Origin of the sequence: Tabrizicola sp. (assembly GCF_030694085.1) — a bacterium.
GTDB lineage: Bacteria > Pseudomonadota > Alphaproteobacteria > Rhodobacterales > Rhodobacteraceae > Tabrizicola.
The window spans coordinates 127,123-145,026 of record NZ_JAUXZE010000073.1 but is presented as its reverse complement, the minus strand read 5'-3'; the positions used below and the strand labels follow the sequence as shown (position 1 = coordinate 145,026).

Genomic DNA, 17,904 nt, shown 5'->3' with positions numbered 1-17,904 from the left:
CAATGCCGATCTCCACCCGAACCTCGGCATGTCGGAGCAGGGTCTCATGCCCCGACAGGTCTGGCAATGATCAACTTCGGCGATCGACTTCGGCCGGCGACGCTGGCTTAGGCCTTGTCCAGCTCGAACGTGTCGTGCAGCGCCTGGACGGCCAGTTCCATGTATTTCCGGTCGATCAGCACGCTGATCTTGATCTCGGACGTGGTGATGACCTTGATGTTCACGTTCTCGGCCGCCAGCGCCGCGAACATCTTTGCCGCCACACCGACCTGGCTGCGCATCCCGATACCAACGACCGAGACCTTGGCAACGTCACTGTCGGTCACAAGGGTGGTGTAGACGAAAGCACCCGCAGCCGCTGCATCCTCGATGGCTTTCCTGGCGCGGTCGACCTGGTTCGTCGGCAGGCTGAACGTCATGTCGGTATGGGCGCGCTTGTCGGTGGGGTCGTCCTGTTCCGAAATGTTCTGAACGATCATGTCCACGTTGACCCCGGCGTCCGCGAGCGTGCCGAAGATTGCCGCGGCGACGCCGGGCCGGTCCTCGACCTTCAGCAGCGTCATCTTCGCCTCGTCGCGGGAATAGGCGACACCGGACACAACTTTCGATTCCATGATTTCATCCTCGTCGCAGACCAGGGTTCCAGAGGTCTCGTCGACCTCCTCGAAGGAAGACACCACCCGCAGGCGGACCTTGTAGCGCATCGCGAGTTCCACGGATCGCGTTTGCAGGACTTTGGCGCCAAGCGAGGCAAGCTCGAGCATCTCCTCGAAGGCGATCTTGTCCAGCTTGCGGGCCTTGGGGCTGATCCGGGGGTCGGTGGTGTAGACGCCATCGACGTCGGTGTAGATGTCGCAGCGTTCCGCCCCGAAAGCGGCGGCGAAGGCGACGGCAGTGGTGTCGCTGCCGCCGCGACCAAGGGTGGTGATCCGGCCCTCGGCGCTGACGCCCTGAAAGCCCGCCACGACGGCGACCTTGAAGCCTTCGGCGAACTTGGCGTCGATGTTTTCGCGCGGGATCGAGACAAAGCGGGCCTGGCCGTGGGCGCTGGTCGTGTTGATCGGCACCTGCCAGCCCTGCCAGGAGCGGGCGGGCACGTCCATTTCCTGCAGGCGCAGCGCCATCAGGCCTGCGGTCACGTTCTCGCCCGATGAGACGACGGCATCGTATTCGCGCGCGTCATAGAGTTTCGAGGTCTGTTCGACCCAGCCCACCATCTCGTTGGTCTTGCCCGACATGGCGCTGACGATGACGATCACGTCATAGCCGCGCTCGACCTCTTTCTGGACCTTCTTCGCGGCGTTCTCGATCCGCGCGAGGTCCGCCACGGAGGTTCCGCCGAATTTCATCACCAGAAGCGGCATCCGCGCCTCCCCCTTGGGGTTCAAAACGCCCGCTTCTTATGCGGGGGCTTGACTGGGCGCAAGGGGCGCGAAAGGTCAATCCAGCCGGTAGTCCACGGGCAAAAGCGGCGGGGGCGCGGGTTCGCCAAGGTGGGGTGCCAGCGAGATTTCCGCAGTGCGGCAGATCGCGTCCAGTGGCAGGGCATTGGCGGTCAAACCGAAGGGGTGGGCCAGCTCTTCGGTGACCTCGGCGAGGCCGAAGAAGGTGTAGGCGACGATCACCACGAACAGCGGGGTCAGCCAGCCGGTCGGTTCGAGAAGGGCGAAGGGCAGCAGCAGGCAGTAGAGCCAGCTCGTGCGGAAGATGAGGAGCGAATAGACATAGGGCAGCGGCGTCAGTTTGATCCGCTCGCATCCGGCCTGTGCGAGGGCGATCGAGGACAGGCGGGTGGACAGGGTGCGGGCGCCGAATCCGTCCATCCGGCCGCTGTGAAGGGCATCGGCGAGAAAGCTGCCCATCGCGTCGAGGGTAGCGTCGGGGGTGGGCGCGGCCGGGGTGTCGCGGAGCGCGGGTTCGTCGTTTGGCAGGCCGCGAAGGGCGCAGCGGTGCTGGTGCAGGAAAGCGCGCATCGCGGTCAGGAGGCGGCGGCGGTCGGCCGGGTCGGAAAGGAACAGTTCCGCCTCACGCGCCATGCTGCGGGCGTCGGCCAGAAGGCCGCCCCAGAGACGCCGCGCCTCCCACCAGCGATCATAGGCGGCGTTGTTGCGGAAACCCAGGAACAGCGACAGCGCAACGCCGAAGACCGCAAGGGGCGCGGCCTGGACATGGGGGAGGGTCAGGACATAGCGGTCGATGGTGACGATGGCGGCGGCGAAAAGGCCGAAGAACAGCAGCTGCGGTGCGATATGCGGCAGGACCGAGCCGCGCACGGCAAAGAGCAGCGCAAGGATCCCGGGCTTGTCGCGGATGATCATGCGTCAAGCGCCCGCCAGCCGATGTCGCGGCGGCAGAAGCCTCCGGGCCAATCGATGCGGTCGACCAGCGCATAGGCGGCGTCGCGGGCCTGTTGCAGCGTCTCGCCGCGGGCGGTGACGTTCAGGACCCGCCCGCCCGAGGCGATGATCTGGGCGTCACGCTGGGCAGTGCCGGCGTGGAAGACCATGTGGCGGCTGTCTTCCGGGAGTTCTTCGAGGCCGCGGATCTGGCTGCCCTTCTGGTAGCCTCCGGGGTAGCCCTGCGCCGCCATGACCACGGTCAGGGCATGGTCGTCGGCCCAGTTGACCTGAACCTTATCCAGCCGTCCCTCGGCGGTGGCAAGCATCAGGTCCAGCGCCTGTGCGCCAAGGCGCATCATCAGGACCTGGGCTTCCGGGTCGCCGAAGCGGGCGTTGTATTCCACCAGACGGGCTTTGCCGTTTTCGATCATCAGCCCGGCATAGAGGACGCCCTGGTAGGGTGTGCCGCGCCGGGCCATTTCGCGGATCGTGGGCAGGATGATCTGGTCCATCGCCTGTTGTTGCAGAACCTCGGTCAGGACCGGAGCCGGAGAATAGGCCCCCATGCCGCCGGTGTTCGGGCCGGTATCGCCGTCAAAGGCGCGCTTGTGGTCCTGGGCGGTGCCGATGGGCAGGGCGTGGGTGCCGTCGGTGAGGATGAAGAAGCTGGCTTCCTCGCCCGCCATGAATTCCTCGATCACGACTTCCGCACCCGCCGCGCCGAATTCGCCGCCGAACATGTCGTCGATGGCGGCAAGGGCTTCGGCTTCGGTCATCGCGACAATGACGCCTTTGCCTGCGGCCAGGCCATCGGCCTTGACCACGATGGGGGCGCCTTGCGCGCGGATGTAGTCCTTGGCGGGGGCGGCTTCGGTGAACCGCGCATAGGCCGCCGTCGGGGCGGCGCAGGCGTCGCAGATGTCCTTGGTAAAGGCCTTTGACGCCTCCAGCCTCGCGGCGGCAGCAGAGGGGCCGAAGGTCAGGAGGCCCGCCGAGCGACAGGCATCGGCGACCCCGGCGGCCAGAGGGGCCTCGGGTCCGACAATGACGAAGTCGATGGCGTTTTCTTCGCAGAAGGTGACCACGGTTGCCCCGTCAAGGATGTCGATGGAGGCCACCTCGGCCAGCATCGCGATGCCCGCATTGCCGGGGGCGACGATCAGCCGGTCGCAATTGGGGTTCTGCTTCACTGCCCATGCCAGAGCATGTTCGCGGCCACCGGAGCCCAGAATGAGGATGTTCATGGCTGCGCCTCCGCTTGGAAATCTGCTGCCCGCGTCATAGGGTCAGGTGGGCAGGGAGGCAAGCATGGACCCGGAAGCAAGCCTTGGGATCGAACAGGACAAAGGCGCGGGCGCTGTGCGAAAGCCACGCCCCTCGTCTTTTGTTCGAGGGCTGGAGATGGCGGGCCTGGGTCTGGTGATCTATGGGCTGGCGACCTCACGCTTCTGGCTGGCTGCGTTGGGCGGGGGTGTGATCCTGGCAAGCTATACGCTGTACCGCAGGACGCACAGGCTGGCCTTGGACCGCGGACCCGGCTCTGGACCAGACAGCCCGGATGCCGACGGCGGTGGCGAGTAGTCGCCGAATCCACGCTGCAATAATCCGGCGGCGGAACCCGGCACAGCGGTTTGACGTTGACTGCGCGACACTCCCCTACAGGAAACGGAACATTCCATGCCGAGCATCCAAGGCAAGCGCATCGCCATTCTTGCAACCAACGGGTTCGAACAGTCGGAACTGGAGGTGCCGGTCAAGCACCTGCGCGCCGCAGGGGCCGAGGTCCATGTCGTGTCGCTGAAATCGGGCGAGATCAGGGGCTGGCAGGGCAAGGACTGGGGCAATGCGGTGCCGGTTGATGCGGTGCTGTCCGAAGTGGACGCCTCGGCCTATGACGCGCTGGTGCTGCCGGGCGGGCAGATCAACCCGGACCTTTTGCGGGTCGAGGCCGAAGCCATCTCTTTCATCAAGTCGTTCTGGACGGCCGGCAAGGTCATCGGCGCGATATGCCATGCGCCCTGGCTGCTGGTCGAGGCGGGGATCGCCGAGGGACGGCAGATGACCTCCTACGGGTCGATAAAGACCGATCTGAAGAATGCCGGGGCAGACTGGATCGACGCCGAGGTGGTGACGGACCAAGGCCTTGTCACCAGTCGCAAGCCGGAGGACCTGCCTGCCTTCTGCGCCAAGCTGGTCGAAGAGATCGCCGAAGGCACCCACCAGCGCGCGGCGGCCTGATCCTTTCCGATTGTCCTTTCCGATTATCCTTTCCGATTCCGGCGCTTCATCTTCGCGTCGGGATCGGGCATCAATGGGCCATGAGCGAGCTTTTCGAAGACGACGGTCCCCGACCCAGCGGCAACCAGCCCGAATACACCGTGTCCGAGCTTTCGGGCGCGGTGAAGCGCGTGATCGAGGGCGAATTCGGCCTTGTGCGGGTGCGGGGCGAGGTGGGGCGGGTGTCGCGTCCGGCCTCGGGGCATCTGTATTTTGACCTGAAGGATGACCGTTCAGTGATCGCGGCGATCAGCTGGAAGGGGCAGGTGGCAAAGATGCAGGTCCGGCCCGAAGAGGGGATGGAGGTTGTCGCCACCGGGCGGATGACCACCTTTCCGGGCCAGTCGAAGTATCAGCTGATCGTCGATGACGTGGCGCCTGCGGGGGCGGGCGCGTTGATGGCGATGCTGGAAAAGCGGAAAGCGGCGCTGGGGGCCGAGGGTCTGTTCGATGCAGCGCGGAAGAAGCCCATTCCCTATCTGCCGAAGGTGATCGGAGTGGTGACCTCTCCCAGCGGGGCGGTGATCCGGGATATCCTGCACCGGCTGAGGGACCGCTTTCCCCGGCATGTGCTGATCTGGCCGGTGGCGGTGCAGGGGCAGGACTGTGCGGCGCAGGTGGCAGCCGCGATCCGGGGGTTCAACGCGATGGAACCCGGGGGGCCGATCCCGCGCCCCGATGTGCTGATCGTCGCGCGGGGCGGCGGGTCGCTGGAGGACCTTTGGGGGTTCAACGAGGAAGTGGTGGTGCGGGCGGCGGCGGGGTCGGCGATCCCGCTGATCAGTGCCGTGGGACACGAGACGGACACCACGCTGATCGACCATGCAGCGGACCTGCGGGCCCCGACCCCTACGGCGGCGGCGGAGTTGGCGGTGCCGGTGCGGCTGGAGCTGCTTGCGACGCTGGAGGCGCTGGGGGCGCGGCTGGTGCGGGGGATCGGGCAGGGGGTGACCTTGCGACAGCAGCGGCTGCGGGATCTGGCGCGGGCCTTGCCCCGGGTCGAAACGCTGGTGGCGACGCCCCGGCAGCGGCTGGACGCGGCGGGGATGCGACTTGGCTCTGCCCTGGGTCTGGCGGTGGCGAAGAAGCACCGCGAGTTCGACCGGGTGGCGGGGCGGTTGCAGCCGCAGGCGCTGCGCGGGCTGGTGGCGCGGCAGCGCGATCTTCTGACCGCGCGGGAAGAGCGGCTGGCGCGGGCGATCCTGCTGCGGCTGGAACGGCGGGGAGAGCGGCTGGAGGCGCTTGCGGCGCGGCTGGCGCCGGGATTGGCCCGGCTTCTGGGAGAGGCGGAGCGGAAGGTCGGGGACGGGCGGCGCGACTTGGCGCGGCTGGCCGACCGGCTGGAGACAGCCCCCCGGCAGCGGTTCGCGCGGCTCTCTGACCGGCTGGAGGCGCTGGACCGGACCCGGGTGACGCTGGGCTATGCCGAGACCCTGAAGCGGGGCTATGCGGTCGTGCGGGGGGACGGGGCGGTCGTGACCTCGAAAGCCGGGGCCGAGAAGGCGGCGACGCTGGAGATCGAGTTCCGGGACGGGCGGCTGATGGTCGGCGGTCGGGCCGGAAGACGGGCGAAGGGGGATGGAGATGGCGGGCAGGGCAGCCTGTTCTGACCGCAGTGTCCACGCTGGACGGATATGGGTTTTCCCTTGGCGTCAGCACCTTGCCTGTGGGCGTTAGGAAACGCTTGACCACCTTGGCGCGGACAGTGCGCGCCAAATTCCTTGAGGAAGGAATTTGACAAATTTCTTGCTTGAGAAATTTGGGTGGCGCGGGTGGACACGGCGCGCTCAGGGTCAGACACCGAAGTAGCCTTCGCAGGTCACCACGTCGTCGGCGGGATAAAGCAGGATCGGCACGCGGGTCCGGTCGCCATCCAGCCAGGCCATCAGCCAGTCGCCGCGGTCGTGATAGGTCCAGCAATAGGGCGTCGGATCGCCCTGGTAGTCGAAGCAGATCTGATCGCCCTGCGCGCGCCAGGTGCCTTCCAGGCATTGGCCCGCATCGCGCCATATCGCGCGGCGGCCGGGCAGGAAAGTCTCGACCCCGTACCGGCCGGTCTGGTCGTGGGTGTCGAAGGTGCGGCCCTGGACAAAGGCCTCGAAGTCATCGGCGGCAAGGGGCGGGTCGGCGTCGGCGCTTGCGGTGGCGGGCAGAAGGGCCAGGACAAGTGCAAATCGTATCATCAGGCGCCGACCTCTGGTCCGAAACAGGCGAGGGGTTCGGTGGTCTCGGTCACCACGACCGGCGTCGAGTCGTCGGCCGTGCCAGCGAAACGGGCGAAGAGACTGGTCCCGTTTTCGGTGATGGTCCAGCAATCGGGATCAGGGTCGTCCTCGTACTTAAAGCAGATCATCTGGCCCTGCGGATACCAGTGTCCAAGCTTGCAGTCCTCGCCCAGCACGGTCCAGCGGACCCGGCGGTCCGGGAGGTAGTGCTCGACCCCGTAGACCTGGCCGAACTCGGCCCAGGTCATGGTGCGGCCCTGGGTGAGGGCCTCGAAGTCCTCGGCGGTAAGCGGGGGCTCGGCCAATGCCGGAGTGGCGAGAAGGAGGAGGGCTGTGAGGGCTGCGCGCATGTCAGACGCCCACTTCGGCGGCACAGGAGAGCGGAGCGGCGGCGGGAGTGACGGTCTGGACGGGGTCGCCCGGTTCGGAAAGCAGAGGCTTGGCACGGACCTTGCCGCCCTCGCGCCAGTAAAGCCAGCAATGGCGCTGGTCACTGCCGTCGTAGAGGAAGCAGACGGCGGGGCCGTCGGGATACCAAAACCCGCTCCGGCAGGGACCGCCGGTGTCGGCGTCGCGCACGCTGCGGTCGGGGAAATACGCCTCGGAGCCGAGGACCTTGCCATCCACGGCATAGTCGAGTGTGCGGCCAGCGGCGAAGGTCGCGAATTCGTCAGGCGTCATCTCCTGGGCCAAGGCCATCGGGGCGAGAAAGAGCAGGGGAAGGGCGAGCCGCATCAGACGCCGACCTCGGGCCCCGGACAGGGGAGCGGCTGGTCGGTGGCCGAGACCTCGTGAAGCTCTTCGCCGGGCAGGCCGTCCGCCGACATCGCGACGAGCGCGCCGTCCTTCAGCCAGAAGGTCCAGCAATGCGGGGTGGGGTCGTATTCGTAGACGAAACAGATGTTGTCGTCTTTCGGATACCAGGTTCCGTACTGGCACTGGTCGGGCGCGGTCGACCAGCGGACGCGGCGGTCGGGCAGGTATTCCTCGGTCCCGAAGACATAGTCGAACTGCCGGTAGGTCACGGTCTTGCCTGTCACGTGCGCCTCGAAGCCGTCGGCGGTGATCGTAGTTTCGCCAAGGGCCGGGGTGGCAAGCAGGAGGGCAAGGGCAAGATGGCGCATCGGTCAGAGTCCTGCAGGTTTGCCGTGGCAGGCGCGGGGGGCCTTCGTTGCCGAAGCCCCGCGTCTGCGGTTCGGTGAGGTGTCGTTCCTGGTCCTTTGGATGTGGCGCCTGGAAAGGATGACCCGATCTGCGGCGGACCGCCCGCGCGGCTTGCGCGTGACTTCGGTCTTGATCTGGTCGGCGGTCACCGGCTGTTCGGCACGGGTCGCGGGGGCGAGGGTCGGCCGGAGCATATCAGGCTTCGACCTTCGGGCCCGGAGCGCGCAGCGGGTCGGACCTGCAGGCGGTGAACTGGTCGGCCCGCATCAGACCCCCACGTCCGGCCCGGCGCAGGGCAGCGGTCCGCCGTCGCGGGAGGATTCCAGGATCTCCCAGCCGCCGCCGTCGCCCATGTAGCGACCGCGGATCTTGCCGTTCTCCAGGAAGTACAGCCAGCAGGCGGCACCCGGGTCGTTTTCGTATTCGAAGCAGATCTGGTCTTCCTTCTGGTACCAGACGCCGTAGATGCACAGGTCGCCCTCGAATGCCCAGCGGACGCGGCGGTCGTCGAGGTATTCTTCGGTGCCGAAAAGGCCGCCGCCGTAGTCGTAGGTGATGGTGTCGCCGCGGGTGGCGGCGTCGAACTGGTCGCCATTCAGCGGCGTCTCGGCCAAGGCCGGGGTCGAGGACAGGATCAGCGACAGGATAAGGCTACGCATCCGGGGCTCCGTTCGAAATCTTCGGGAGAGTGCCAGAGCCGCGCCCGGATGGCCAGTCAAGCCGCCGTGTCCGCAGTGGTCCTGCGGGGTGGGGAATTCCGCACGCGCGCAAGGTGCGGGGCCATCGCACGCCGCCAGAGCCGGGGGACAAGGGCCAGCATGCAGGCCAGCGGCAGGGGCCAGGGCAGGCGTGGGGCGTCCTGGGGCAGGCGGAGGGCGGGATAGGGCCGGGACGGGTTGACGTGATGGTCGGAATGGCGTGGGGCGTTCAGCATCAGGGCCGAGGTGAACCAGTGTGCGGTGTTCCAGCTGTGGGTCAGCCCCACGGGTTCCAGCTTTCCGTTCGGCAGGCGGGCGCGGGTCAGGCCGTAGTGCTGGACGTAGTCGGACAGGAGGATCTGGCTTTGCGCATGCAGGGCCAGGCCGCTCCAGGCGAGAAGGCCGGGAAGACCGGCAATCAGCGTCGCAAAGAGCAGGGCGGCGGCGCTGGCCGTCAGATACAGCGCGTAGGGGTGAAGGGCGGGGAGACGGGCGGGGTGGAGGCCGGGGCGGTTGGCCCGAAGCGCGGTTTCGGCGCGCGCGCCCGCGCGGAAGCTGCCGATCCAGGCTCGGCGGGCGAAACGGTAGAAGCTTTCGCCGTCGCGGGCGGTATTGGGATCGTCACGGGTCGCGACGGCGCGGTGATGGACCAGGCGGTGCGCGCTGGCGTGCTGGCCAAACAGGATCGCGGCGTAAAAGGCGGCTCCGAGGCGGAACAGGTTGCGTCGGGAGCGGTGGATCAGCTCATGCGCGGCGGGATGGGCGACCTGGCCCAGCCAGAAGCCGACGGCGAAGAAGAGAAGCACCTTCTCGCCCGCATCAAGGGCGCTGTCTCCGGCGATGGCCCAGGTGGCAATGGGCAGAAGGCCAAGCGCACCCAGGGCCACCAGGACCAGAAGAAGGTCGGCTGCGGGAAACTCGGCTGCGTGGGCTGCGTCGGCGGTGCCGGTGGTCAGGGGCACAAGCTGGTCAAGAAGCAACGTCAGGACCGCCATGTAAAGAAAGGCCCCCCAAAGCCAGGCACCCCCAAGCGCCATGCCAAGCGCGAGAAGCGGCAGCGGCAAGAGGGTTGCCAGAGCGAAGGCGAAGATTGGCAGGGGGCGGGTCGGCATCGAGGTCGGGGGTCCCGTGAAGTGAAGGGGCTGGCAGCGCAGGGCTGGCAGCGCCGGGGAGGATGCCCGACAAATTGGGCGAAACGCTGGCGGGTGCAACTGCAATGATGGTGCTGGCGACGACATTGGCCCAAAGGCACGGGATGTCCGGGCGGAATGGGGGGAGCCGGGTGGGCTACGGGTGGGAAAGACGCCTTCGGCGGAGCATTTGGGACGGGGGCGCTTTTGGCGTGGGCGAGTTGAGGGGCCAGAGGTTCGGTGTGGTGGCATCTGGAGCCTGGACCTTGCCTTGTGACGGCGGGAGGATCTGTCCGGCAGGGCGCCCGGCGGTGGCTGGTGCGGGATTGCGTCGGGCTGATCGGGTGGATGGGCGCGGCGGCGGCGGTGCTGCCTGCGCATCCGGGCGGGGCGTCCGGCAACTTCGAGCGGGGCTTTTCATTGGCTCGGCCCTGATGATGGTGCAGCAGCGGTTCGTGGTGAAGCGGGACGGTCTGCGGCGAGGACTTGCTTTGACGCTTCGGCCCGCCTGATGGGCCGGGCAGGAGCTGATCGGGCGGGCTCGTCGATGACTTCGACACTCATCGCACCGTGCGGTCCTGCGACGAGGAGATGAAGTCGAACGAGGAGCTTGCCCTAAGGTGTCACGGCCTTCCAATGGCCTGCCAAAGGGACTAGGTGAAAGGAAACAGCCCGGAGAGCCTGCCCATGTCGTTCTTCAAGAAGCTCAAGGAGCGGATGTTCCGGTCATCGGACAAGATCGGCGAGGGCCTGGATGCACTGGTGGCAGAAGGGGCCGAGGGGCCGAAAGACCCGCTGCGGGAACTGCCCGACCGGATACCCGAGCTGCCCGAGCCGCCTGCGCCCGAGCTGCCGGAGCCGGACCTGCCCGAACTGCCGGAGCCGGTGGAGGTCGAGCCGGACCTGCCGATGCCCGAAGATCCGATGCCGATCGACCAGGGCGGCATGACTGTGGTGGCGCCCGAGCCCGGGCCGGCGAAGCCGGGGCTGCTGGGGCGGCTTTTCGGCCGGACGACGGTTGAAGAGCCGCGGCGCATCCTGGATGATGCGATGCTGGAAAGCCTGGAGGAGCTTCTGATCCAGGCCGACATGGGCGTGGATACGGCGGTCAGGGTGACGGCGAACATCGCCGAAGGCCGGTTCGGGCGGAGGATCTCGACCCGCGAGCTGCGGGCGGCGCTGGCGGCGGAAGTGGCGCGGATCATGGAGCCGGTGGCGCGGCCGATGCCCTTGTACCCGCAGAAGCCTCAGGTCGTGCTGGTCGTGGGCGTGAATGGCTCGGGCAAGACCACGACGATCGGGAAGCTGGCCAGCCAGTTCAAGGCGGCGGGCAAGACCGTGGTGATCGCGGCGGGCGACACGTTCCGCGCGGCGGCGGTGGAACAGTTGCAGATCTGGGGCCAGCGGGCCGGGGTGCCGGTGCTGACCGCACCCGAAGGGTCGGACCCCGCAAGCCTGGCCTTCGATGCGTTGACCAAGGCGCGGGCGGATGGCGCGGACCTTCTGATGATCGACACGGCGGGGCGGTTGCAGAACCGGCAGGACCTGATGGAGGAACTGGCGAAGATCGTGCGGGTGATCCGCAAGGTCGACCCCTCGGCGCCGCACAATACGCTGCTGGTGCTGGATGCGACCACGGGCCAGAACGCGGTGGCGCAGGTCGATATCTTCCGCAAGATCGCCGATGTCAGCGGTCTGGTGATGACCAAGCTGGACGGGACGGCGAAGGGCGGCGTGCTGGTGGCGCTGGCCGACAGGTTCGGGCTGCCGATCCATGCGATTGGCGTGGGCGAGCAAATCGACGACCTTGCCCCCTTCGACCCCGAGGATTTTGCGCGCGCGCTGGTCGGGGCCGAGGGGTGATCCGGGCGGGCGTTCTCGTGCTGCTGCTGGCGGGGCCGGCGGGGGCGGAGGGGCTGTGCGATGCGGCCTGGGAGAAGGTCTTGGCCGGGTTGGTGTCCTTTGGAACGGTCAGCGGCACCGTGGGGCAAGAGGGCGACTGGTGTGTCGTTCAGGGTGTGATCCTTGACCTGGATGGGCAGTATCTGCCGGACTGGCACGCGGACCGACTGCGGATGCGGGGCTCGGCGCTGGGCTGGCTGGTAGAGGGGGCGGGCGCACCTGACGGGCTGGAGATCGGCGTCGAGGGGTTGCGGCTGGTGGTCCAGACCGGAAACCCGCAGATGGACTGGCTTTTCGCCGCACAGGCGCGGCCCAACGCCATCCGCGCAGAGACGTCGCTGTCCTGGGATGCGGCGGCACGGGAACTGCGGCTGGAGGGGCTGAGCATCGACTTTCCGGGCGAAAACCTGGTGGAGCTTTCGGCGGTCGTGGCGGGGGTTGACCTGTCCTCGACCGGGGCTGCGCAGATGTCGGCGACCAGCTTCGCGCTGACCGAGTTCGATGCGCGGATCACCACGCATGGGTTGTTCGAATGGTATGTGCTGATGGCGCTGGGACCTAGCATGTTGCCCTATGAGGGCGACATGGACGCGGCGGCGGAGGGCCTTCGCGCCGAGATGCGTGCCGCCGTGGCGGACTTGCCCGGAAACAGTTTCCCGGACGCCAGCAAGGCGGCGCTTGGCGCGTTGATCGACGAGCTGCCAAACCCCTCGGGTGATCTGACGGTTTCCCTGCGGTCCGAGGCCGGGTTCGGGCCGTCGCGGCTGATGCCTTGGGCGATGACCGGGGTGCCGCGGACGGTGAGCGAGGCGGCGGGGGTGCTGGACGGGGTGACGGTCGAGGTGGGCTGGACCCATGCGGATGCGCCTTAGACGCGGATGGATACTGGCTGCTGCGCTGACGGGTGCGGCAGCAGGAGCGGCCGCCGCCGAGCCGGCCGGTTGCGCGGACCTGGCAGACCGGCTTGAGACGCTGACAGGCTATCGGATCGCCGCGCCGGTTGCGGGGTCGCAGGGCGGATGGTGCGTGTTCGACCGGGCGGTGCTGACCGCAAGGGGCGCGCCCGAGATCGCGGCTGAACGGTTGCGGCTGCGGGGCGCGGTGGCGACGGACGTGATCGACCTTGCGCTTGAGGCGGGCGGCGTCCGGCTGGCACCCGGTCTGGGCCAGCGGGACCTTGACCCGATCCTGCGCGAGACGCTGCGGTTGCAGGTGGCCGACCTTGCCTTCATGGCGACGGCGGGGCCGGAGGGGCTTGCCGTGCGGGGCGGGCGGCTGCGTCTTTCCGGCGGGACGGTGGTCGAGGTCGAGGCGGATGTCGCGGGGGCAGGACTGTCGGCGGGATCGCTGCTGCCGGGGCGGCTGACCTGGGCAAGGCTGGACTGGCGCAACGACGGCCGGCTTTTCCGGCCGGTGATGGAAAGCTGGGGCGAAAGCCTGGTGGACGGAGCTGACGGGGGCGCGGCCGTCGACGCGGCGCGGCTGGCCTTGCGGCAGATCGCGCGCAACCTGCCGGGGTCGCTGTTTCAGGGCGAGGGACAGGACAGGCTGGAGGACGCGCTTGCCGCCCTGCCGCAGGGCCGTGGGCGGCTGGCACTGGAGTTCCGCTCGACCCGGGGGATCGGCGCGGCGCAGGTGGCGATGGCGGCTTTGTCGGGCGACCCGCTGGGTCCCGAGGCGCTGGCGCGCCTGTTCGCCGGGGCGGAAATGACGGTGGACTGGCAGCCGGGACTGGCCCCTTGACCGACTTCCTGCGGTCGATCGAGGGCACCCCGGCGGGGCATGACATGGCGCTGGCCTTGGCGCTGCTGGCCGCCGTCCTGCATGCGCTGTTCGGGGCGTTGCAGAAGGGGCGGCACGATCCCTGGCTTTCGCGCGCGGCGATTGATGTCAGCTATGGCGTCATCGCGCTGCCGTTCGCGCTTTTTGTCGTGCCCTGGCCGGAACCTCATATGTGGCCGATCTTTGCGGGGGCCTTCGTGATCCATGCGGTCTACAAGGTCTTGCAGGCGATGACCTATACCCGGGGCGCCTTTACCGTGGTCTACCCCGTGGTACGCGGCACGGGGCCGTTCTTCACCGTGATCGGGGCGGGCTTCGTCTTTGGCGAGACCTTTGCGCCCGGCCAGTGGGCGGGGGTGCTGCTGCTGGTGGGCGGCATCCTGGGGCTGGCGGCCTGGAACCTGCGCCACGTCACCATGGACCGCGCGACGATGGTCCCGGCGCTGTGGCTTGCCGTGGCGACGGGGGCGATGGTCGCGGCCTATACGACCTATGACGCCTATGGCATCCGGGCGACGGCGGACCCGTTCACCTTTCTCGCGTGGTTCTTCCTGCTGGACGGGATCTTCATCCCCGTCGTCACGCATCGCCGCTGGCGGCAGCTTCCCGCCGCCGAGATCGTGCCCTTGTTGAAGCGGGGTGTATTGGGCGCCTTCGTCGCCTATTTCAGTTTTGGTTCGATCATGCTGGCCACGCGGCTGGACAAGGTCGGCGAGGCGGCGGTCCTGCGCGAGACCTCGACCGTATTTGCCGCCTTGATCGGCTGGCTGGTTCTGGGCGAGAAGGTGGGGCCGGTGCGGGCGGGGCTGATGGCCCTGATCGCGGTGGGCGCGGTAGTCATGGAATGGGCGGGATAATGGCCGAGCGGAAGATCAACCCGATACTGAAGCAGGCGCTGGAGCTGGGGCCGACGATTCTGTTCTTCCTGGTCTACATGCGGATCAAGGACGACAGCTACAGCTTCGCGGGCACCGAGTATTCTGGCTTCATTGTGGCGGCCCTGATCCTGGTGCCGCTTTTGCTGGCCTCGACGCTTACGCTGTGGTTGTTGACGGGAACGATCAGCCGGATGCAGATTTTCGTGGCTGTGATGGTGATCTTTTTCGGCGGGCTGACCGCCTGGTTCAACGATGAACGCTTCTTCAAGATGAAGACGACCATCGTCTACGGGACTTTTGCGGTGATCCTGGGGATCGGCCTGATGCGCGGGACAAGTCTGCTGCAATGGGTAATGGCCGAGGCTTTGCCAATGAAACCAGAGGGTTGGATGATCCTGACTCGGCGCCTGACGGGTATGTTCGCGGCCCTTGCCGTGGCCAACGAGATCATCTGGCGAACCCAGTCGACCGAACTTTGGGTCAAGCTGGAGACTTTCGCGATGCCCGCGGCATTGTTTCTGTTTCTGATGGGAAACTTCATGGCGCTGCAGCGCTACCTCATCGACCCGGAGGCCGAGAAAGAGTGACGGAGTGGGGGCAAATGCCCCCTCAGGGACCGTCTTCTGCCGCAGGTCTGCCTTGATGCGTGGCTAGCTTCAGGACACGTCAGAAGGGTCCTGCCATGTATCGCTCGCCACTTGATCTGCTCCGTCTCTTCCTTAGCCTGTTCCAGGACCTGCCGCCCTTGTCGCGGTCGCTGTACCTGCCGGGCGCGGTGCTCTTGATCGGTTATCCGGTGCTGTCGGTCCTGCTGGGGCCGGATCATAACGGCCAGGCCTTCGCCACGGCCTTCCTGGCGGCGCTGGCGGTCAAGATCGGCATGGGCTTCGAGGGAATGGTGAAGCGGATGCTGACCCGCTATTCGCCGACCCAGGCGGTCGTCTTCGCGCTGCTTTTCGCCGGGCTGCCGCTGGCCGTTCTGGCGCTGGCGGACGATCCGCTGTGGTGCCAGCGGATGCAGAGCCTGTTCTATGTGGTGATCGCGGGGGTCTTCCTGCAGGACGTGCTGAACGGCCGCACTGCGACCGCTGCAAGCTTCTGGCCGCATGAGGAAATGCGGGCGCACCTGCCGAACCTGACCAAGATGATGGTGGTCTACAACTTTACCTTCCTGATGCTGAACGAAACCATGATCCGCCTCGTCGAGCCGTCGCAGTGGCTGCTGTTCTGGGCGGTGTTGCCGGTCATCGGCCACATGGTTCTGCGGGCCATGGTGCTGACCGTGATCAACCTGGACGCCGGCCACGAGGCCTGACCCACCCCGACATGGATCGAAAGGGCGCCCCAACGGCGCCCTTTGTCATTTCGCCATCACGCAGGCGGCCTTCTTGACGTCGATGCAGCGGCGCAGCGCGGTCAGAACGCCTGCGGGCGCGTTCGACAGCGGCAAAAAGCCCAGTTCCGACAGCTTGCGGGCGTAGGTCCTGGACAGGGCCGCGTCGAGGGACATCGCGGCCTCGTAATTGGCGAAGGCGTCCTCCATCCGGCCCAGGCTTGCGTCGATACGGGCAAGGGTGTCGTGGTAGACCGCCTCCATCCGGGCGCCGTCGGGGTTCTGGCGCAGGACCTGGGTGACCTGGTCCGCCTCTGCCACCTTGCCGTCGGCCAGAAGGGCGGCACCCTGGACGTTGAGCGCGGCCAAGTTCTGCGGGAAGCGCTGCAAAAGGGCGGCGACTTCGGTCGCCACTGTGGCGGGGGGCGCATATTCGCCAAGGGCCAGCAGACGGCGCGCAAGGATGTCCGCTTCGATCACGGGATTCGGGTCCGGGACGGTGCCGGGGCGCAGCGCCTCATCCGCGACGGCGACGACCTCTTGGTGGCGTCCCAGGGCGGCAAGCGCGGCCAGCTTGTTGCGGTAGGCGTTCTGGTAGCCGGGGGCGAGCGAGATGGCGGTGTCGAAATAGGACAGCGCCTCGTCCGCGCGGCCAAGATCGATCAGGCAGCGGCCCTTGATCTCGTTGGCATAGGCGTAGTGCGGATCAAGCCGCAGCGCGTTGTCGGCGTCATCCGAACAGCGCTGGCCTTCCCGGAACTGCCACCAGGTCTCGGCCCGATTGGCCCAGGCCGAGATGTAGTCTTCGGTCGCAAGGGCGGCGGAGTAATGCGCCAGCGCCCCGGCACTGTCGCCCTGGTCGTAGCGGACATTGCCCAGTTCGACCCAGACCCAGGCATTTGCGGGGGTGTAGCCAAGCGCCTGCTGCAAGGTTGCGGCGGCCGCATCGTACTGGCCGAGCATGCGCTGCGCCTCGCCCTTGTAGGCGAGAGCGAGGGAGGCGTCCTCGGGCGTGGCGGCAGCCTGGAAGGCCTGGTCGCAGAGGCTGACCTGGGTCTCGGGGGCGGCCACGCGGTCGGTGCAGGACTGCGCCCAGGCGGGGGCGACGGGGGCGAGGGTGGCAAGGACGAAGATCAGGCGGCGCATGGGGGCCTTGCGGTCAGGGGCGACTTCGGGGGCAGCGTCCTTTACCCGGCGGCAGAAATCAAGTCCGGCCAAGGGGCTTTCCGGCCTCCAGGCCAAAGCCGCCTGCGCCCAGGACCAGGCGCGACCAGCGCCGTCCGGGACGGGCCACAGGCAGCTCGCCAAGGCAGACACGACCGTCGATCAGGGCACGATAAAGAGCGATGGTCCCGGGCCGCAGGTAGGGCGACCAGTGGCAGATCCGGCGCGGCGGATCACAGAGAGGATGGCCCAGAGCGGCAAGCACCTTCAGCGTGGCCGGCTGGTCGATCCAGAGATCGCGCCAGTTCGCCCTGGTCTGGCCCCGTCCTGCAACGCCGAGCCCCTGGCCGATCGAGGTGCGAAACCCCAGATGGATGCCCCATTCGAAGAAGGCGTCGAAGAGGTCATTCTCGCGCGTGGTGACATTGATCACCTGGGCGGCGCGTCCGGCGGGGGTCTGCAGCGCCTTCAGCGCGCGGCCTCGGGTTTCGGCGGCGGCCAGGAGGATCAGGCGGGTGATCTGGCCGGGCTTGACCAAGGGCAGCGCGGCGAGTGCGACGCGGGCGCCCATCGAGTGCGCGATCACCTGCACGCCGCGCCCGGTCCGGTCATGCACGCAGCGCGCGATTTCGGCCAGTGCGGCGCCGGTCTGCAAGGCCCGATGTTGGGCGCGCCAGGGATTGCAGCGGGCATTCCAGCCAAGCGCGATGCCCAGACCCTGGGTGCCGTCGAGGCCCAGGTGCCGGGGCCAGCTGACGGCGCGGCGGTCCCCAGGCGCGGGGTCGAGCGAGAGGATCGAGCCATGCGGGCAGTCGCGGGCGAAGCCGGGGGCATACCGCCAGCCGTGGATCATGACGACGACGGGGGCTTCGGGGGGCAGGGCGTCCAGCTTGCGCGCCAGGCGGTCCTGGTCCAGGCGCAGCCCACCGGGTTCGGCATCGGCGCGGATGGGCTGGGGATCGTGGGTCATGGCGATGGCACCACCAGGGCTTGTTGTCCAATCTCTCGCCCG

Annotated in this window: 21 protein-coding genes; 9 read left to right on the top strand and 12 right to left on the bottom strand. The window is 67.6% G+C overall.

Features of this window, described 5'->3' with window-relative positions; translation table 11 throughout:
- Positions 1-107 precede the first annotated feature (107 nt).
- The 3 genes from Q8M85_RS17590 to purD form a co-directional block, all read right to left on the bottom strand.
- Positions 108-1,364 carry an aspartate kinase gene (locus Q8M85_RS17590; RefSeq protein ID WP_305546997.1) on the bottom strand — a complete coding sequence of 419 codons (1,257 nt, stop codon included), beginning with the start codon at positions 1,362-1,364 and terminating at the stop codon, positions 108-110.
- Positions 1,365-1,439: 75 nt separating this feature from the next.
- A complete protein-coding gene (locus tag Q8M85_RS17585; RefSeq protein ID WP_305546995.1) occupies positions 1,440-2,318 on the bottom strand; it encodes a bestrophin family protein in 879 nt (292 codons plus the stop codon).
- A complete protein-coding gene (gene purD / locus Q8M85_RS17580) occupies positions 2,315-3,583 on the bottom strand; it encodes a phosphoribosylamine--glycine ligase (RefSeq protein ID WP_305546993.1) in 1,269 nt (422 codons plus the stop codon). The genes Q8M85_RS17585 and purD overlap by 4 nt, the downstream gene beginning before the upstream one ends.
- Positions 3,584-3,647: 64 nt before the next feature.
- On the opposite strand from purD, the gene Q8M85_RS17575 reads away from it, so the two are divergent.
- The 3 genes from Q8M85_RS17575 to xseA all read left to right on the top strand — a co-directional run bounded on the left by Q8M85_RS17575 (position 3,648) and on the right by xseA (position 6,226).
- Complete coding sequence (locus Q8M85_RS17575; protein ID WP_305546991.1) at positions 3,648-3,920, top strand: hypothetical protein; 273 nt, start codon at positions 3,648-3,650, stop codon at positions 3,918-3,920.
- Positions 3,921-4,016: 96 nt separating this feature from the next.
- The gene (locus tag Q8M85_RS17570) at positions 4,017-4,577 is read left to right on the top strand and encodes a type 1 glutamine amidotransferase domain-containing protein (RefSeq protein ID WP_305546989.1); all 561 of its coding nucleotides are present in this window, start codon (positions 4,017-4,019) and stop codon (positions 4,575-4,577) included.
- A gap of 80 nt (positions 4,578-4,657) precedes the next feature.
- Complete coding sequence (xseA, locus tag Q8M85_RS17565) at positions 4,658-6,226, top strand: exodeoxyribonuclease VII large subunit (protein ID WP_305546987.1); 1,569 nt, start codon at positions 4,658-4,660, stop codon at positions 6,224-6,226.
- A gap of 183 nt (positions 6,227-6,409) precedes the next feature.
- Here the strand turns inward: xseA and Q8M85_RS17560 are convergent, their stop codons facing one another.
- The 7 genes from Q8M85_RS17560 to Q8M85_RS17530 form a co-directional block, all read right to left on the bottom strand.
- Entirely contained in the window at positions 6,410-6,799 is a 390-nt protein-coding gene (locus Q8M85_RS17560) for a hypothetical protein (protein WP_305546985.1), read from the bottom strand.
- A complete protein-coding gene (locus Q8M85_RS17555) occupies positions 6,799-7,191 on the bottom strand; it encodes a hypothetical protein (protein WP_305546983.1) in 393 nt (130 codons plus the stop codon). Before Q8M85_RS17555 ends, Q8M85_RS17560 begins: the two co-directional genes overlap by 1 nt.
- Position 7,192: 1 nt before the next feature.
- The gene (locus tag Q8M85_RS17550; RefSeq protein ID WP_305546981.1) at positions 7,193-7,576 is read right to left on the bottom strand and encodes a hypothetical protein; all 384 of its coding nucleotides are present in this window, start codon (positions 7,574-7,576) and stop codon (positions 7,193-7,195) included.
- Positions 7,576-7,965 carry a hypothetical protein gene (locus Q8M85_RS17545; RefSeq protein WP_305546978.1) on the bottom strand — a complete coding sequence of 130 codons (390 nt, stop codon included), beginning with the start codon at positions 7,963-7,965 and terminating at the stop codon, positions 7,576-7,578. The genes Q8M85_RS17550 and Q8M85_RS17545 overlap by 1 nt, the downstream gene beginning before the upstream one ends.
- A 3-nt stretch (positions 7,966-7,968) precedes the next feature.
- Complete coding sequence (locus tag Q8M85_RS17540; RefSeq protein WP_305546975.1) at positions 7,969-8,199, bottom strand: hypothetical protein; 231 nt, start codon at positions 8,197-8,199, stop codon at positions 7,969-7,971.
- A gap of 72 nt (positions 8,200-8,271) precedes the next feature.
- Entirely contained in the window at positions 8,272-8,664 is a 393-nt protein-coding gene (locus tag Q8M85_RS17535) for a hypothetical protein (RefSeq protein WP_305546973.1), read from the bottom strand.
- A 56-nt stretch (positions 8,665-8,720) separates the two neighbouring features.
- Entirely contained in the window at positions 8,721-9,815 is a 1,095-nt protein-coding gene (locus Q8M85_RS17530) for an alkane 1-monooxygenase (protein ID WP_305546971.1), read from the bottom strand.
- A gap of 705 nt (positions 9,816-10,520) precedes the next feature.
- Here Q8M85_RS17530 and ftsY point away from each other — a divergent pair.
- The 6 genes from ftsY (at position 10,521) to Q8M85_RS17500 (ending at position 15,710) form a co-directional block, all read left to right on the top strand.
- Entirely contained in the window at positions 10,521-11,696 is a 1,176-nt protein-coding gene (ftsY, locus tag Q8M85_RS17525) for a signal recognition particle-docking protein FtsY (protein ID WP_305546969.1), read from the top strand.
- A complete protein-coding gene (locus tag Q8M85_RS17520; RefSeq protein WP_305546967.1) occupies positions 11,693-12,607 on the top strand; it encodes a hypothetical protein in 915 nt (304 codons plus the stop codon). Before ftsY ends, Q8M85_RS17520 begins: the two co-directional genes overlap by 4 nt.
- Positions 12,597-13,478, top strand: a complete 882-nt coding sequence (locus tag Q8M85_RS17515) for a hypothetical protein (protein ID WP_305546965.1) — start codon at positions 12,597-12,599, stop codon at positions 13,476-13,478. The genes Q8M85_RS17520 and Q8M85_RS17515 overlap by 11 nt, the downstream gene beginning before the upstream one ends.
- Positions 13,475-14,374, top strand: a complete 900-nt coding sequence (locus Q8M85_RS17510; RefSeq protein ID WP_305546963.1) for an EamA family transporter — start codon at positions 13,475-13,477, stop codon at positions 14,372-14,374. Before Q8M85_RS17515 ends, Q8M85_RS17510 begins: the two co-directional genes overlap by 4 nt.
- The gene (locus Q8M85_RS17505) at positions 14,374-14,982 is read left to right on the top strand and encodes an inner membrane-spanning protein YciB (RefSeq protein WP_305546961.1); all 609 of its coding nucleotides are present in this window, start codon (positions 14,374-14,376) and stop codon (positions 14,980-14,982) included. The genes Q8M85_RS17510 and Q8M85_RS17505 overlap by 1 nt, the downstream gene beginning before the upstream one ends.
- Positions 14,983-15,077: 95 nt before the next feature.
- Entirely contained in the window at positions 15,078-15,710 is a 633-nt protein-coding gene (locus Q8M85_RS17500) for a hypothetical protein (protein WP_305546959.1), read from the top strand.
- Positions 15,711-15,755: 45 nt separating this feature from the next.
- Here Q8M85_RS17500 and Q8M85_RS17495 read toward each other — a convergent pair whose 3' ends face one another.
- Together Q8M85_RS17495 and Q8M85_RS17490 are read right to left on the bottom strand one after the other, a co-directional pair.
- Positions 15,756-16,946: a tetratricopeptide repeat protein gene (locus Q8M85_RS17495; RefSeq protein WP_305546957.1), complete on the bottom strand. Its 1,191-nt coding sequence runs from the start codon at positions 16,944-16,946 to the stop codon at positions 15,756-15,758.
- The gene (locus tag Q8M85_RS17490; protein ID WP_305546955.1) at positions 16,933-17,862 is read right to left on the bottom strand and encodes an alpha/beta fold hydrolase; all 930 of its coding nucleotides are present in this window, start codon (positions 17,860-17,862) and stop codon (positions 16,933-16,935) included. The genes Q8M85_RS17495 and Q8M85_RS17490 overlap by 14 nt, the downstream gene beginning before the upstream one ends.
- Positions 17,863-17,904: the final 42 nt, after the last annotated feature.

Excerpts from the sequence above, each read along its gene's own strand:
- Q8M85_RS17590 (WP_305546997.1), bottom strand. The coding sequence starts at position 1,364 with ATGCCGCTTCTGGTGATGAAATTCGGCGGAACCTCCGTGGCGGACCTC.
- Q8M85_RS17585 (WP_305546995.1), bottom strand. The coding sequence starts at position 2,318 with ATGATCATCCGCGACAAGCCCGGGATCCTTGCGCTGCTCTTTGCCGTG.
- purD (WP_305546993.1), bottom strand. The coding sequence starts at position 3,583 with ATGAACATCCTCATTCTGGGCTCCGGTGGCCGCGAACATGCTCTGGCA.
- Q8M85_RS17575 (WP_305546991.1), top strand. The coding sequence starts at position 3,648 with ATGGACCCGGAAGCAAGCCTTGGGATCGAACAGGACAAAGGCGCGGGC.
- Q8M85_RS17570 (WP_305546989.1), top strand. The coding sequence starts at position 4,017 with ATGCCGAGCATCCAAGGCAAGCGCATCGCCATTCTTGCAACCAACGGG.
- xseA (WP_305546987.1), top strand. The coding sequence starts at position 4,658 with ATGAGCGAGCTTTTCGAAGACGACGGTCCCCGACCCAGCGGCAACCAG.
- Q8M85_RS17560 (WP_305546985.1), bottom strand. The coding sequence starts at position 6,799 with ATGATACGATTTGCACTTGTCCTGGCCCTTCTGCCCGCCACCGCAAGC.
- Q8M85_RS17555 (WP_305546983.1), bottom strand. The coding sequence starts at position 7,191 with ATGCGCGCAGCCCTCACAGCCCTCCTCCTTCTCGCCACTCCGGCATTG.
- Q8M85_RS17550 (WP_305546981.1), bottom strand. The coding sequence starts at position 7,576 with ATGCGGCTCGCCCTTCCCCTGCTCTTTCTCGCCCCGATGGCCTTGGCC.
- Q8M85_RS17545 (WP_305546978.1), bottom strand. The coding sequence starts at position 7,965 with ATGCGCCATCTTGCCCTTGCCCTCCTGCTTGCCACCCCGGCCCTTGGC.
- Q8M85_RS17540 (WP_305546975.1), bottom strand. The coding sequence starts at position 8,199 with ATGCTCCGGCCGACCCTCGCCCCCGCGACCCGTGCCGAACAGCCGGTG.
- Q8M85_RS17535 (WP_305546973.1), bottom strand. The coding sequence starts at position 8,664 with ATGCGTAGCCTTATCCTGTCGCTGATCCTGTCCTCGACCCCGGCCTTG.
- Q8M85_RS17530 (WP_305546971.1), bottom strand. The coding sequence starts at position 9,815 with ATGCCGACCCGCCCCCTGCCAATCTTCGCCTTCGCTCTGGCAACCCTC.
- ftsY (WP_305546969.1), top strand. The coding sequence starts at position 10,521 with ATGTCGTTCTTCAAGAAGCTCAAGGAGCGGATGTTCCGGTCATCGGAC.
- Q8M85_RS17515 (WP_305546965.1), top strand. The coding sequence starts at position 12,597 with ATGCGCCTTAGACGCGGATGGATACTGGCTGCTGCGCTGACGGGTGCG.
- Q8M85_RS17505 (WP_305546961.1), top strand. The coding sequence starts at position 14,374 with ATGGCCGAGCGGAAGATCAACCCGATACTGAAGCAGGCGCTGGAGCTG.
- Q8M85_RS17500 (WP_305546959.1), top strand. The coding sequence starts at position 15,078 with ATGTATCGCTCGCCACTTGATCTGCTCCGTCTCTTCCTTAGCCTGTTC.
- Q8M85_RS17490 (WP_305546955.1), bottom strand. The coding sequence starts at position 17,862 with ATGACCCACGATCCCCAGCCCATCCGCGCCGATGCCGAACCCGGTGGG.